The following is a 15,271-nucleotide window of genomic DNA, read 5'->3' as shown; positions in this document are numbered from 1 at the left end:
ATTAATCCTCTTTTTTTGTTTGTAATTCCAGTTCTTTTTTTAGCTTCAAATAATCATCGGCGATGTTCACTGCCGCTAGCACTGCAAGTCTTGACGTATCTATAAAAGGGTTGACCTTTTTCATTTCTTTCATCTTTTGATGTACGTGCTGTGAAACCTCTTGGACATGCGTCTCTGACTCGTCACTAACAATCGTATACTGATGTCCATAAATCGTAACCGTTGTTCTTTTTTTCCCCGTCACTTTTTACGCCTCCTCCAAACACCACACCGTGATGCCTTGTGAATCCGAAACTTGTCAGTCCTATGCTTCATCATACCAAAATCAGACAGAGAAGAAAATGTCATCTCCTTAATGTTTACGATGTTCGAGCCCTTTCGGTTACACATAACAAAAAGCAATCGCCACCGTTCGACGGCAACGATTGCTTTCTAACTTATAATTAGCCTCGTAGACTTGCACCGAGCTTCGATTGCAGGCGTTCAACGATCGTCTCATGAACGTTTGCAATCTCTTCATCCACTAACGTTCGTTCTTTATTTAAGAACGTCACTGAATACGCAAGAGATTTCTTGCCAGGTTCTAGATGTTCACCTTCATAAACGTCAAAGAGAGTGACATCTTTCACCCACGCGCCTGCTGCTTCATAGATTACGTGTTGTACTTCAGATGCTGCAATTTGCGCATCAACAACGACTGCAAAGTCACGTTTGATTGCTGGGAAACGTGGAAGCGGATCGTAACGCATCGTTTTGTCTTGTTCCGTTAAAAGCGCCTCACCACGAAGTTCAAACACATACGTTACAGGCAGTCCTTCACGCGTTGCAAATGTCGGATGAAGTTGACCGATAAAGCCGACAACCTGCCCGTTCACGAGCACATCTGCACTTTGTCCTGGGTGAAGTTGTTCACGTTTAGCGACTCGGTAAGTCACACCTTCATTTAATCCTAATTGTTCTAATAACCCTTCCACAATGCCTTTAGCTGTATAGAAATCAACAGGTTCTGCTGTTTTATTCCAAGCAGCAGCTGTCCAATTGCCACTAAATGCTCCTGCGATATGCCAAAGCTCAGAAGGAAGCTTCTCTCCTGGGTTTGGTAAGAACACCGCTCCCATTTCAAACAACGCAAGGTCGTTGTTTTGACGGTTTTTGTTGTAACTTATGCTATCAAGCAACTGCAGTAATAGACTTTGACGTAGAACTTTACGCTCTTCGCTCATCGGCATTAAAACGCGTACGTCATCGCTAAACTCATCAAGTCGGAAACGTTTCGATTTTTCTTCGCTCGTCAACGAATACGTAATTGCTTCTTCTAGCCCTGCTCCTTCAAGGAAGCGACGCGCTTTTCGTTTGAGCTTTTGTGTATTCGATAGACGACCCGCGCTTCGCTCACTAACTGGATACGTCGTCGGAATTCGATCATAACCGTAAATTCTTGCGATTTCTTCAATCAAATCCTCTTGAATGTTAATGTCTAAACGTCTTGAAGGAATTGAAATTCTCCAACGATCCCCTAAATCTTCAACACCAAAACCGAGACGATACAAAATTTCTTCTGTTTCTTTTTGGTCAAGTTCTGTTCCAAGTCTCGTGTTGACCGCGCCTAAACTTAGCTCAACTTCTTGTTCGAAGACTGGCATTTCTCCAGACTCGACAATCCCGTTTAGAACAGCGCCACCCGCATACTTCTCTAATAAATAGGCCGCACGTTCAGCAGCTTGAACTGTCCCTTGTGCATCCAACCCTTTTTCAAAACGTGTACTTGACTCACTACGTAAGTTCGTTCGTTTGGCTGTATTGCGAACACGAACCGAATCAAATTGGGCTGCTTCTAATAAGATATTCTCTGTCGTTTCAATGACTTCACAACTTGCTCCACCCATCACACCCGCGAGTGCTGTAGGTGTGTGACCGTTTGTAATCACAATGTCTTCTTCATTCAATGTGCGTACTTGCTCATCTAACGTCGTCATCGTTTCGCCCGCATACGCTCTGCGAGTAACGATTTCCTTTGAACCAAAACGGTCATAATCAAACGCATGAAGCGGTTGACCCGTTTCAAGCATTACATAGTTTGTAATATCAACGACGTTGTTTACAGGACGCATCCCTGCTGCAACGAGACGCATTTGCATCCATAATGGTGACGGAGCAATCGTTACTTTATTAATAATCTTTGCTCCGTAATACGGAACATCTACTCCAGCTTCAACCGTCACACTCACTTGATCGATCGCATTTTTGCGAACGGCACCGTGTTCAATTTCAGGCACTTTAATCGGACGATCTAGTAACGCTGAGATGTCATAAGCGACCCCTAGCATACTTAGTGCATCGGAACGATTGGGTGTTAAGTCAATCTCTAGAACAACATCGTTCAACCCAAGATATTCAAGGGCATCACTGCCAACTTCAGCATCGTCTGGCAGCTCGATAATTAAATCTTGTTGTTCTTTCGAAACAAGGTTTTCGCTTACCCCGAGCTCATCTAATGCACAAATCATACCTTCAGATTTTTGACCACGAATTTCTGTTGCTTCAATAACACGGTTACCTGGAAGTACCGTGCCTGGCTTCGCAACCACAACTTTGCTTGCTTTCGGGGCATTTGTCGCACCACAAATGATTTGTGATGATTGATTACCTAAGTCAACTTGGCAAATCGTTAATTTGTCTGCGTCTGGATGAGGTCCTGAGTCCGTAATTTTACCGACAACAACACCGTCCATGCCGTCATGATAACGATGAATATGATCCACTTCTAACCCGCCGCGAGTAAGAAGTTCCGCTACTTCTTCAGGAGATACTCCTGAAAGATCCACATAATCTTGCAACCATTGATAGGAAACGAGCATGTTCCCTTCACCTTCTTTCTTTATCGATTAAACGTGTTTGAATTGTGATAAGAATCTCGTATCGTTCGTGTAGAAATGACGAATATCATCAATGCCATACTTTAGCATCGCAAAGCGTTCCACGCCCATTCCGAATGCAAAGCCTGAATAGACGTCTGGGTCAAACCCATTCATTTCAAGAACTCGTGGGTGAACCATTCCAGAACCGAGTACTTCAATCCAACCGGACTGCTTACATACGCGGCAACCATCACCACCACATACGCCACAGTTCACGTCAATCTCAGCCGATGGCTCTGTAAACGGGAAGTAACTTGGACGTAAACGAATGGCACGATCACTGCCGAAATATTCTTTAACAAACGTATCAAATACGCCTTTTAAGTCACTCATTCGCACGTGTTTGTCTACGTACAAACCTTCGATTTGCATAAACTGATGAGAGTGCGTCGCATCATCTTCATCACGACGATAAACTTTACCTGGACAAATAATTCGAACCGGCCCTTCACCTTTGGCTGCTTGCAACGTTCTCGCTTGTACCGGAGACGTTTGTGTACGTAAAAGCGTATCTTCTGATACATAAAATGAATCTTGCATGTCGCGTGCAGGGTGGTCTGCAGGCAAGTTCATCATTTCAAAGTTATAGTAATCTAGCTCCACTTCAGGACCTTCTGTGACTTCAAACCCGAGTCCTACAAAAATATCTTCAATCTGCTCAACGACTGCAGTTAGGGGATGCGGGGATCCAGCTTCGACTTTCTTGCCGGGTAACGTCACATCAATTTTTTCTGCTGAAAGTTTCTCTTGCAGTTCTGCTTCTTCGAAAAATGCTTGTTTGCTGTCGATGGATGCTTGAATTGCTTCGCGCACTTCATTGGCTTTTTGACCAACGACAGGACGTTCTTCTGCTGAAAGCTTGCCCATCCCTCTTAGTACTTCAGTGATGGGTCCTTTTTTACCAAGATAATTAATACGTACTTGTTCAAGTTCTTTTTTGTCTTGACTGCTTGTTACAGCGCTTTGAGCCTCAAGCTTTAACTCTTCTAATCGATCAATCATCGTGCTCCTCCTTTATTCCTTGCTTCAACATCGTAATTGAACGCAAAAAACTTCGCCCAAAAAGGGACGAAGGTTTCGCGGTACCACCCTTGTTATCAGCTCTCACGAACGAACCAATCACTTATGAACTCATAACGGTAGTCAACCGGGACACCTTGTGACCGGTGCCAACTCCAGAGTGAATTCAAGTGATCTTTAAAGAGAAAGACTTCCAATCGATGGTCTTTCCTTCCTGTCAGTCAGTGTTCACTTTACTACTCTCTATCAACGTGTTGAATCATGTTCAGTTGCAGTATAGTATAGAGGGTTTTTGTTGCACTTGCAAGAGGGGCGGTTAACAAATCATGTTTACCTCATTAAACTTCCGCTACTAATCTTCACGGTTTCGCCAACGATGCTCTTTGTAGCATCCGTTAACAAGTAAACGATGGTGCGGGCGACTTCTTGTGGCGTGATTAACTTTTGTGTCGGATAGGTATCTTCGGTACGTTGCTTTTGTTCTGAATACGTACGGCCCTGTTGTGCGGCTTTACGTTCAATAACCGCTCTTCCCATTTCTGTATCCACAATTCCAGGTGCAACAGCATTCACACGAACACCGTATTCAATAGCTTCTAATGCAAACGATTGCGTAAAACCAATCACCGCAAACTTACTTGCAGAATACGCCGTGTTAGCATACGTTCCCCGTAATCCAGAAAGCGAAGAGACGTTTACGATTGCACCTTTTTTGTTCGCTTTCATGGAACGGTACACGAGCTTACTTAACATGACTAGTGATACGTAATTTAACTCCATAAAGTCGTGTAATTGCTCTGCTGTAACTTCTTCAACGGTATAATTGCCAGCAATCCCTGCAGCATTAACAAGCCCTGTGATCGGACCTAGCTTTTCTTCAGCAGTACTTACGATGCCTTGACGTTCTTCTTCAACCGCTATGTCTGTACGTTTGACGAAATAGTTTTCCGTATGCTTTCGAAGTTCTTCACCGAGTAATTTTAGCTTTTTTTCATTGCGACCAGTAACTGTTACTGAAGCCCCTAATTTAGCTACGAGTATGGCGGTCTCGTAACCGATTCCACCTGTCGCACCTGTTACAACGATATGTTCATTTTGAAGGGCATCATTTGAGAAAACCATTGAAATTCCTCCTATTATAAGTTCGACCATTGATAAATAAGGATGGCTGTTGCAACCGCAACATTCAATGATTCTGACTGACCAACAATCGGGATCGTAACATTCTCATCAGTAAGCGCGAGTAATTCATTAGAAACTCCAGCTCCTTCATTACCAACTAGCAAACCGAAGTCACGACTCTCAAGATCAATCTCCCGGTAATGATGACCTTTCATTGCTGTTCCGATGATCACTTTTCCAGCTTGTTGTTGTGCGATCATTTGCTCACGTAAATCGGCACGAACAATCGGAAGATGAAAAATGGCTCCTTGAGTTGAGCGAATAACTTTGTCATTATACGGGTCGACCGTCTCTTCACTAATAATGATTCCAGCAATAGCAGCAGCCTCAGCTGTGCGAATGATCGTACCGAGATTCCCAGGGTCTTGTACACCATCAATGAACAATACGTTCCCTTCAGTTGGGAGGCTTTCGTCTGGCAACTTGCAAACCGCCAGCCAGCCTTGTGATGTTTTTGTCGCACTGATTCCTTTCATTACTTCATCACTCACAAGGAGTGGCTCCATCGCCGTTTCTATTGCTAGTGGTTTTGCACTTTCACTTTGCAGCAATGAATCAGCGCGACCTGCCTTAATTGCTTCTTCCACAAGGTGCGGTCCTTCAACGAGGAATCGTTGCTCTTTTTGACGGTACTTTTTTTGCTGTAATTTCTTGATTTGCTTAATTTTAGGATTGCTCGCTGACATAATCAACGTACTCACCTCTTTCGATGATGTATAAGATTCCCTCGTTCACCTCATCCTATAATGAAACCTGCAATGACTGAAGGAGGATCTATAATGGGATTAAATTTACGACATGCAATTTTAGACAACGTTTCTGGAAGTGACGCAACACAAATTGAAGCAACCATTACCGATGCCATTTCTAGCGGCGAAGAGAAAATGCTTCCTGGGTTAGGCGTTTTATTTGAAGTCTATTGGAACGAAGTTGATGATTCAGCTAAGCAACAAATTGTTGAACAGATTTCAACAGGTGTGAAATAAAACGGGAAAACACCCCAAATGGGGTGTTTTTTTTACTTGAATGTTAGCGTTTTAACAGTTTCAGCGTCGAGCTTCTTAATGACAGCTACAATTAATTTAACTGCATTATCAAAGTCATCTTGATTTAAAATGCCTGCATGCGTATGAATGTAACGTGTCGGAATACAGATTGAAAGTGCCGGAACACCATTAGCCGTTAGTTGAATTGCACCGCCATCTGTCCCTCCTGCAGCCATCGCATCGTATTGATAAGGAATATTCTCAGCATCAGCCGTATCAACGACAAGCTCTCGAAGACCTTTATGAGAGATTAATGAAGCGTCATAAACGAGAATTTGTGGACCTTTCCCGATTTCTGCTTGTGCTTCTGCCTTCGATACACCTGGTGTATCGCCTGCAATCCCAACGTCCACACTAAAACCAATATCTGGCTCAATCGCTTGAGATGACGTTTTTGCACCGCGTAAACCAACTTCTTCTTGAACGGTTCCAACTCCGTACACTTCATTTGGATGATCGCTATCTTTAAGTTGCTTTAACACTTCAATCGCAATTGCACATCCAATTCGGTTGTCCCAAGCTTTTGCCATTAATAGCTTCTCGTTGTTCATGACGGTAAAGTCACAGACTGGTACGACAGAATCTCCTGGACGTACGCCAAATGACTCCGCTTCTTCGCGGTTACTTGCACCAATATCAATGAACATGTCTTTTTTCTCGACCATTTTCTTACGTTGGTCAGCAGGTAAAATGTGTGGGGCTTAGAGCCGATTACCCCTGTGATGTTTCCTTTGTTCGTCATGACCGTTACTCGTTGAGCGAGCATCACTTGCTCCCACCAACCGCCTAAAGGTTGAAATTTCAAAAACCCACGATCATCAATTTGTGTAATCATAAAGCCGATTTCATCAAGGTGACCCGCAACCATCACTTTCGGTCCCCCTGCTTTACCGACCTTCTTAGCAATTAAACTACCTAAGTTGTCCGTCGTTACTTCATCGGCATAAGGCTTATGTATTGATTCATGATGTCACGTGCTTCTTGCTCGTTGCCTGGTACACCGTTTGCATCTGTTAAGTCTTTGAGCATTTGTTGCGTCTCTGTTAACTTGACCATTCCATATTCCTCCATTCTAGTACAATACATCTAGTATACCGACAATTGATGGTATACTCAATCCATCGTTTCTTACACTCGTTTTAAAATGTTTGATGTGCAACAAGTTGTGGAATATTAATTGTAACTTGTAATGAAACGTTTTCTTAAGGTTCAACGTATATATACGTAAACCTGTATCGATTGGAGGGCGCATCATGTCGTTACTACTCTACGCATTTTTAGCTGCGGCCTTATTTATTCTAGCCTACTCTGTTTACCGTTATGCTACGAATTCTACACGCAAGCTTGAAGTCGCCCATAAACGGCAAGAGTTTTATTTTTATGATGACCCTGACGACGTTCGAAAGAATTTCTTAATTACGTACCGAGGGGTTATGTTTGAAGGAGAGAAGTATGTAAGTGTAGCTGAATCTAGCTTCGAAGTCGTTCGAGTCGTTATGGACCCGAAGCGGACAGAGAGAATTGAAGGGCTTGGATATGAAGACTTCTTATATCTTGAATCGGAAGTAAAGCAACGTTATTCACATGCACAAGTGGAATGGCGTAGCCCTATTAAACAACTCATGCAACGCAAGAAAACTCGAGAAGCAAAGGGGTCTGTCTGACATCCTTTGCTTCTCCACATTTTCCCACAAAAAAGAAAGCGCTTCACTTGTCTAAAAGTTTTGAAAGGGACATTTTGTATGATAGAATAGTTTCCATTAGACTTTATCACTGTAAAGAGGAGCATTACATACTTATGTCAGCATCACAATCATCAACAAAGCAAACGATCTTAATCGGGCTTATGTTGTTCTCTCTGTTCTTTGGGGCAGGGAACCTTATTTTTCCACCGTTACTTGGACAAGAAGCTGGTGATCAACTTTGGCCAGCAATTATTGGGTTTTTGATTTCTGGAGTTGGCTTGCCTGTACTTGGAGTTATTGCAATCATCTATACAGGTAAAGACGATGCTGAAGCGATTAGTAAACGTGTACACCCTATTTTTGCGACTGCATTTACTGCTCTAACATTTTTGACAATTGGACCTTTATTCGCTGTTCCAAGAACAGCTACTGTTTCTTTTGAAGTCGGTTTAACGCCCTTTTTAGACAATGTTACGAGCCTTGCACTCGTTATTTTTACAATTGTCTATTTTGCGTTTGTCTATTGGCTAGCTGCCTCACCAGGCAAATTCATCGATCGAATCGGGAAAATTATTACCCCAATCTTATTGTTCGTTTTAGCGGTCGTATTAGCTCGAACGATTTTTGGACCACTCGGTACATTTTCAGCGCCATCTGAGGAATACAGTAGCTTGGCATTTTTCTCTGGGTTTACCGAAGGGTACTTAACGATGGACACGATTGCCGCATTTGTTTTTGGAATTCTCGTTTTACAAACGATTAAATCACAAGGAATTAGCGATCAGACGGTCATCCGATCTGTAACCATTAAAGCAAGCTTAATTGCCGGTGGACTATTGGCGGTAATTTACACTGGCCTTGGGTATCTAGGTGCTGTCAGCGAAACGGCCGTCGGTACACAAGAAAACGGTGGACAGATATTGCAACTCACTGCTTTTGAGTACTTTGGAGTAAGCGGAAACGTCATTCTCGCCATTACGATAATCCTTGCTTGTGTCCCAACTGCTGTCGGTCTGATCTCATCGTGCTCAACGTACTTTAATGGTTGGTTCCCTCAAATTTCATATAAAAGTTTCGTACTCATCTTCACGGTGTTCAGTGCGCTGATCGCGAACATGGGCCTTAACCAACTCATTGCATTTTCACTACCTGTACTCGTGTTTATCTATCCTATCATCATCGCACTGATCGCTTTAGCGTTTACAGACCGACTGTTCGGCGGACGTCAAAGCGTTTATAGAGGTGTAATCATTATGACTGCACTTATCAGTACAACAGATGGCTTGAAAGAGGCAGGGTTACTTCCAGAATCAATTGTATCTTTAACTTCTATGCTACCATTAAGCGACCTCGGATTTGGTTGGCTCGTTCCAGCAATTCTCGGTGGTATTGTAGGTTTTTTCGTATCAAAGAAATAGTAATAACGCCCACACTTTCATTAGTGTGGGCGTTATTGTATTGCGCTGATCTCTATACTCTATACTAAAAAAAACCCCCTGTGCAATGCACAAGGGGTTCATTCATTATGACAATTGAGCTTTTGCTTTGTCTGCAAGTGCAGTAAAAGCGTCTTTGTCGTTAACAGCAAGATCAGCAAGCATCTTACGGTTGATGTTGATTTCAGCAAGCTTAAGACCGTGCATTAAACGGCTGTAAGAAAGACCGTTTAGACGTGCAGCGGCATTAATACGAGCGATCCAAAGTTTACGGAACTCACGCTTACGATTACGACGGTCACGATAAGCGTATTGTCCTGATTTGATTACTTGTTGTTTCGCTGTGCGGAACAACGCATGTTTGGAACCGTAATAACCTTTAGCAAGCTTTAATATCTTTTTACGACGACGACGTGTGACTGTTCCACCTTTAACTCTAGGCATCGTCAATCCCTCCTCAGTTTACGAAAATAACTTATTTTTTGTAAGGGAGCAACTGCTCAATACGAGACTGATCGCTCTTATCCATAACGGCTTGTTTGCTTAGATGACGCTTTTGCTTTTCAGACTTAGCAGCTGCAAGGTGACTTGTGTTAGCATGACCACGCTTGAGCTTCCCAGTTCCTGTACGCTTAAAGCGCTTTGCAGCACCGCGGTGAGTTTTCATTTTTGGCATGAGTACTTCCTCCTTTGCTGTTGTGCGACTACTTCTTGTCTTCAGCTTTCGGCGCAAGTATTAAGAACATACTGCGACCTTCCATTTTCGGGCGTGTCTCAATGCTTGCAACGTCCGTTAATTCTGTTGCAAGACGCTCAAGAACCTTACGTCCGATTTCAGAGTGGGTAATAGCGCGTCCACGGAAACGAATTGCCGCTTTCACTTTATCGCCCTTCTCTAAGAATTTACGTGCATTTCTAAGCTTTGTATTGAAGTCATGTTCCTCAATAGTTGGGCTAAGACGCACTTCTTTAACGTTAATGACTTTTTGCTTCTTACGAGCTTCTCGATCCTTCTTCTGTTGTTCGTAACGAAACTTTCCGTAGTCCATAATTCGACATACAGGCGGAGTTGCATTTGGAGCAACAAGGACAAGTCTAATTCAGCTTTAGATGCTAACTCAAGCGCATCGCGCTTTGATTTCACACCAAGTTGTTCGCCATTAGCGTCGATGAGACGCACTTCACGTGCACGAATCCCATCGTTGAGCTTCATATCTTTACGAATAGTGAGCCACCTCCGACATTAGTAAGGAAACGATATGAATCTAAACATGCTCACAAAAACAGTTAGCTATGCATAAAAAAAAGTGAGAGTCGTATACATACGACGCCCACTTATAGCCATCACGTTCGATTGCTTACCTGGTAACGACCCTAAGGTGTTTTGCAGGTGAGAAGCGGGCGCTTCTGCTTGCGTGCAACATGTTCAATACTTCATTACTATACAGGACGAATAACTAATTGTCAACATCACTTCTAAAAAAAGCAATCACTTCGTTGAAACGCTCGAACGAGTGGTTTACTACCAGTTTCTACTATTAGAACTTACGCGCTTCTTGTTTTAGTTGTTCAACAAAGGCATCGAGTGGCATCGACTCTGTATCACTTTCACCATACTTACGGATGTTCACATCAAGTGCGTCTTGCTCTTTATCACCGAGTACGAGCGTGTACGGAATCTTTTTCGTTTGCGCTTCTCGAATTTTGTAACCGAGCTTTTCTTCGCGCATATCTACTTCAACACGTACGCCTACTTTACGAAGCGCATCTTCTACTTTTGATGTGTACGATTGATGTACTTCTAGTGAAACAGGAATTAACTGCACTTGGACTGGCGAAAGCCATGTTGGCAATGCACCTTTGTATTCTTCAATGAGGAAAGCAACAAAGCGTTCCATCGTTGATACAACGCCACGGTGGATGACGACTGGACGGTGTTCTTTTCCATCTTCACCGATGTATGTGAGATCCATTTGATTTGGCAAGTGGAAGTCGAGCTGAACCGTTGATAATGTTTCATCTTTTCCAAGGGCCGTTTTTACTTGAACGTCTAGTTTCGGACCGTAGAATGCTGCTTCTCCGATTGCTTCCACGTATTCCGCACCACGCTCATCCATCGCTTCTTTTAGAAGACGTTGTGCTTTATCCCACATCTCATCATTATCGACATACTTTTCTTTGTCTTCAGGATCACGATAAGAAAGACGGAAGTAGTAATCGTTAATACCAAAATCGCTATACACGTTTTGAATAAGATCAACGACACGTAGGAATTCTTCTTTCATTTGATCTGGACGACAGAAAATGTGTGCATCATTTAATGTCATCGCACGTACTCGCTGTAAACCAGCAAGTGCACCTGACATTTCATGACGGTGCATCGTACCAAGTTCCGCGATTCGGATTGGAAGTTCACGATAACTGTGCAAGTTGTTTTTGTATACCATCATATGATGTGGACAGTTCATCGGACGTAACACGAGGTCTTCATTATCCATTTCCATAGGCGGGAACATATCTTCATGATAGTGATCCCAGTGACCTGATGCCTTATAAAGGTCTACACTGCCGAGAACTGGTGTATAGACGTGATCATAACCTAAGCGTTCTTCTAAGTCGACGATGTAACGTTCAATCGTTCTACGAATTGTCGCTCCCTTAGGTAACCATAATGGCAATCCTTGTCCTACTTTTTGATTGATTGTGAAGATCTCGAGCTCTTTACCTAATTTCCGGTGATCTCGTTCTTTAGCTTCTTCCAAAATACGAAGATGTTCATCTAAGTCGGCCTGCTTTTCAAATGCAGTCCCGTAAATGCGTTGAAGCATTTTGTTTTTGCTGTCTCCTCGCCAATAAGCACCAGAGATATTCATCAGTTTAATCTTTTTCAACTTGCTCGTAGATGGTACGTGTACACCGCGACAAAGGTCAGTAAACTCACCTTGCTCATAAAGTGTAACCGTTTCGCCTTCTGGGATTGCATCGATCAATTCTAGTTTAAGCGGATCGCCAATTTCATTGAAATACGCTTTCGCTTCTTCACGAGATACTTCTTTTCGAACGATCTCGAAGTTTTCATCCATAATCTTCTTCATTTCTTTTTCGATTTTAGGAAGATCTTCTGGTGTGATCGTATGCTCAGTATCGATGTCGTAGTAGAAACCCCCTTCAATGACAGGTCCTACACCGAATGTTGCATCTGGATAGAGACGCTTCACCGCTTGAGCTAGCAAGTGAGCACTACTATGGCGGAGAACTTCTAACCCTTCTGCGTCTTTGTAAGTGATAATTGCAATCTTCCCGTCTTCTTTAATTGGTCTACGAAGATCATACAATTCGTCATTGAACTTACCAGCCAACGCTTGTTTTTTCAGTCCAGAACTAATGGACGATGCGACTTCTTCTAACGTGACGCCTGCATCAAATGATTTAACTGCTCCGTCTGGAAATGTAAGTTGTACTTGATTAGACATGCGATTCACTCCTTTAATTTAAAACACGAAAAAAACCCGTCCCTAAATAGGGACGAGTTTATACCCGCGGTTCCACCCTCATACAGCTGATTTGCTGCACTCGAATCGGTTAACGCCCGATAACGACAGTAAATACTAGCATCGCGTTCATCACTGTAGCTCTGAGGGGGTAAACTCATCGACCGGCGTTAAAAAGCTTTCAGCCTAGGCTTTTCTCTCTGTGAATCGTATCGATAAATTCATGTCCTCTTCCGTGCCTTTTTTCTTACGACCTATTATATTCATTCGTCATGAAAAATGCAACCGCCTATTTTTGCTCGACTTTCTTAAGAGCCTTTGCTTACTTTTAAGACATTCGTAATTATTTCCCGGGAAAAGATAAAGCGAAAGCCCTAAATAGGAACTTCCGCTCTACTTTCATTAGCTGTCAATCTCTTCTTTAAATCCTGTGTTTGCTTTCACTTTAATTTCACGATACTTCTCGGTATCTAATTTGCGACTCGAGAAGATCGTACCGAGGTATGCCCCTAAGAACCCGAGCGGAACGGATATGATCGCTGGGTTAGCCAATGGGAACAGTGGATCTCCAACGATAATCGCATTTCCGTCTGGATCAAGCACATTTGGACTTAGCATAACGAGTACTAATGCTGAAATTAAACCACTCAAAATCCCTGTAATTGCACCTGTTGTGTTAAATCGTTTCCAATAAATTGTGAAGATGATTGGCGGTAAATTCGCACTTGCCGCCACACAGAATGCAAGAGCTACAAGAAAGGCAACGTTTAAGTTTTGGGCGAAGAGTGCCAGAGTGATTGACATTGCCGCAACACTTAATGATGCAACTCTTGCTGCAACCACTTGTTGCTTCTCAGTAGCTTTACCCTTCTTAAGAATTTGCCCGTACAAATCGTGAGCAAATGCCGATGCTCCTGAAAGAACAAGACCTGCCACAACTGCAAGGATGGTTGCAAATGTTACTGCGGCGATGAATGAGAATAATAAATCGCCACCGAGAACTTGAGCAAGAAGTGGTGCCGCCATATTCCCTGCCGGGTTATTCGCAACGATCGTTTCATGGCCGACGAAAATAACCGCTCCCATTCCGAGGAAAATCGTAAGTAGATAGAAGATCCCGACAATCCATGTCGCGGTAATTACTGATGCTCGTGCAGTCTTCGCATCTTTTACTGTAAAGAAACGTAGTAAAATATGCGGTAAACCTGCTGTACCTAATACGAGAGCGAGCATTAATGAAATCGTGTCTAATGGTAAGTCAGAGCCGACCCCAGGATTTAGATAGGACGCTCCGTGAGGCGAGGCATCTCTCGCTTGCGTGAACAATTCAACGATATTGAAGTTCACGTGGAATAATACGATAAGTGAGATGATAAACATCCCGGCCATGAGTAACACGGCTTTAATAATCTGAACCCAGCTCGTTGCGGTCATACCACCGAACATAACATATGTTGTCATCATGACCCCGACGATAATAACAGCTACCCAATAAGATCCCAAATAATAATTGAATAAGTGCACCTGCCCCTACGAGTTGGGCAATCATATAAAACGTAACAATTGTAATTGTACTAAGTGCTGCAATTCCACGTACTTTCTTTAAATCAAATCGAGCCGTTAACATATCAGCAATCGTATACTTCCCGATATTACGCATTGGTTCTGCGACGATAAATAGAACGACTAAGTAACCGACAAGGTAACCAACACTATAATAAAACCCTTCAAAACCAGTGAGTGCAATGGCGCCGGCAATCCCTAAAAATGACGCTGCAGATAAGTAATCCCCTGCGATGGCTAAACCGTTTTGCCAACCAGTAAGCCCCCCACCAGCAGTATAAAACTCACTAGCCGTATTCGTACGCTTAGCTGCGAAATACGTAATGACGAGTGTTGCTGCAACGATGATTAGAAAGAGTGATATAACGGTAAAGTTCAATTCATTCAACTTACTTCCCTCCGATCGATCTGTACATGTTCTTCTAACACTTCATCAGCCATTCGATCGTATTGAGCCGCTTTTCTCGTATACATGATGCAAAGTGTCCACGTCATTACGAATTGAGCAACTGCTAATACCCATGCCCACGTAATCACACCGAACGCTTCGTTATGTAAAACCGTTGTATACGAAGCAAGCACCGGAAGTGAAAAATAAAATAAAAAGAAAAAGATGGTCATTGGTACGATAAATCGTTTCTTGGCATTCATTAACGCTTTGAATTTGGAATCGCTTACAACTTTTTCATAATCAATTGTAGCCTTCGAATTACTCATGACCGATCACCTCTTTACCAAGTGTGTATACAAAGATTACAAGATGTTCTTAATTGTGTCAATTTTATTTATATTAAAATTTGTAAGCGCTTAAGGGAAAGAATATCCAGAAAGTATATGAATAAAAAAAACCGACAAAAATACTTTTTGTCGGTAACGCGTTCTCTCTTTAAAGCAACGTATTTAAGAGATCATGAATTTCAGAATCCCTAA

The 15,271-nt window shown here is 42.7% G+C and carries 12 protein-coding genes, 3 pseudogenes and 1 other annotated feature; of the genes and pseudogenes, 3 read left to right on the top strand and 12 right to left on the bottom strand.

The genetic code is table 11. The annotated features are described in order from the left end of the window. Position 1 precedes the first annotated feature (1 nt). The 5 genes from zapA to JCM19038_RS16725 form a co-directional block, all read right to left on the bottom strand. Positions 2-244 (bottom strand): cell division protein ZapA, encoded by a 243-nt coding sequence (gene zapA, locus JCM19038_RS16745; protein WP_042420283.1) that lies wholly within the window; start codon positions 242-244, stop codon positions 2-4. Between the two features lie 199 nt (positions 245-443). Then, positions 444-2,858 (bottom strand): phenylalanine--tRNA ligase subunit beta, encoded by a 2,415-nt coding sequence (pheT, locus tag JCM19038_RS16740; RefSeq protein WP_042420280.1) that lies wholly within the window; start codon positions 2,856-2,858, stop codon positions 444-446. Positions 2,859-2,885: 27 nt separating this feature from the next. Next, on the bottom strand, positions 2,886-3,920 hold the full coding sequence (gene pheS, locus JCM19038_RS16735) for a phenylalanine--tRNA ligase subunit alpha (RefSeq protein ID WP_042420277.1): 1,035 nt from the start codon (positions 3,918-3,920) through the stop codon (positions 2,886-2,888). Between the two features lie 348 nt (positions 3,921-4,268). After that, positions 4,269-5,060, bottom strand: a complete 792-nt coding sequence (locus JCM19038_RS16730; protein WP_042420274.1) for an SDR family NAD(P)-dependent oxidoreductase — start codon at positions 5,058-5,060, stop codon at positions 4,269-4,271. A 14-nt stretch (positions 5,061-5,074) separates the two neighbouring features. Beyond that, entirely contained in the window at positions 5,075-5,806 is a 732-nt protein-coding gene (locus JCM19038_RS16725) for an RNA methyltransferase (protein ID WP_042420271.1), read from the bottom strand. Between the two features lie 93 nt (positions 5,807-5,899). On the opposite strand from JCM19038_RS16725, the gene sspI reads away from it, so the two are divergent. After that, complete coding sequence (gene sspI, locus JCM19038_RS16720; protein WP_042420269.1) at positions 5,900-6,106, top strand: small acid-soluble spore protein SspI; 207 nt, start codon at positions 5,900-5,902, stop codon at positions 6,104-6,106. A 32-nt stretch (positions 6,107-6,138) separates the two neighbouring features. Here the strand turns inward: sspI and JCM19038_RS16715 are convergent. Further along, a pseudogene (locus JCM19038_RS16715) lies at positions 6,139-7,222 on the bottom strand (M42 family metallopeptidase). A 197-nt stretch (positions 7,223-7,419) separates the two neighbouring features. Between JCM19038_RS16715 and JCM19038_RS16710 the strand changes: the two are divergent. Both JCM19038_RS16710 and brnQ read left to right on the top strand, forming a co-directional pair. Further along, on the top strand, positions 7,420-7,830 hold the full coding sequence (locus JCM19038_RS16710; protein WP_042420266.1) for a hypothetical protein: 411 nt from the start codon (positions 7,420-7,422) through the stop codon (positions 7,828-7,830). Positions 7,831-7,964: 134 nt separating this feature from the next. Then, positions 7,965-9,269, top strand: coding sequence for a branched-chain amino acid transport system II carrier protein (gene brnQ, locus JCM19038_RS16705; RefSeq protein ID WP_042420264.1), 1,305 nt, complete (start codon positions 7,965-7,967; stop codon positions 9,267-9,269). 105 nt (positions 9,270-9,374) lie between these two features. On the opposite strand, the gene rplT is transcribed toward brnQ, so the two are convergent. The 6 genes and pseudogenes from rplT to JCM19038_RS16675 all read right to left on the bottom strand — a co-directional run bounded on the left by rplT (position 9,375) and on the right by JCM19038_RS16675 (position 15,058). After that, positions 9,375-9,731 carry a 50S ribosomal protein L20 gene (rplT, locus tag JCM19038_RS16700; RefSeq protein ID WP_042420263.1) on the bottom strand — a complete coding sequence of 119 codons (357 nt, stop codon included), beginning with the start codon at positions 9,729-9,731 and terminating at the stop codon, positions 9,375-9,377. A gap of 31 nt (positions 9,732-9,762) precedes the next feature. Further along, entirely contained in the window at positions 9,763-9,963 is a 201-nt protein-coding gene (gene rpmI, locus JCM19038_RS16695) for a 50S ribosomal protein L35 (RefSeq protein WP_042359639.1), read from the bottom strand. A gap of 28 nt (positions 9,964-9,991) precedes the next feature. Next, positions 9,992-10,512, bottom strand: a pseudogene (infC, locus tag JCM19038_RS16690) (translation initiation factor IF-3). 70 nt (positions 10,513-10,582) lie between these two features. Next, positions 10,583-10,706, bottom strand: a sequence feature (ribosomal protein L20 leader region). Positions 10,707-10,825: 119 nt separating this feature from the next. Beyond that, complete coding sequence (thrS, locus tag JCM19038_RS16685; RefSeq protein ID WP_042420259.1) at positions 10,826-12,760, bottom strand: threonine--tRNA ligase; 1,935 nt, start codon at positions 12,758-12,760, stop codon at positions 10,826-10,828. Positions 12,761-13,180: 420 nt separating this feature from the next. Beyond that, positions 13,181-14,720 (bottom strand): annotated as a pseudogene (locus JCM19038_RS16680) (cation acetate symporter). A 5-nt stretch (positions 14,721-14,725) separates the two neighbouring features. Next, entirely contained in the window at positions 14,726-15,058 is a 333-nt protein-coding gene (locus tag JCM19038_RS16675; RefSeq protein ID WP_042420257.1) for a DUF485 domain-containing protein, read from the bottom strand. Between the last annotated feature and the right edge of the window lie 213 nt (positions 15,059-15,271).

This window comes from Geomicrobium sp. JCM 19038, from assembly GCF_000698125.1.
Classification (GTDB): domain Bacteria; phylum Bacillota; class Bacilli; order Bacillales; family Marinococcaceae; genus Geomicrobium_A.
Note: the sequence above shows the minus strand (reverse complement) of the source record. Positions and strands in the feature narration are given on the sequence as shown.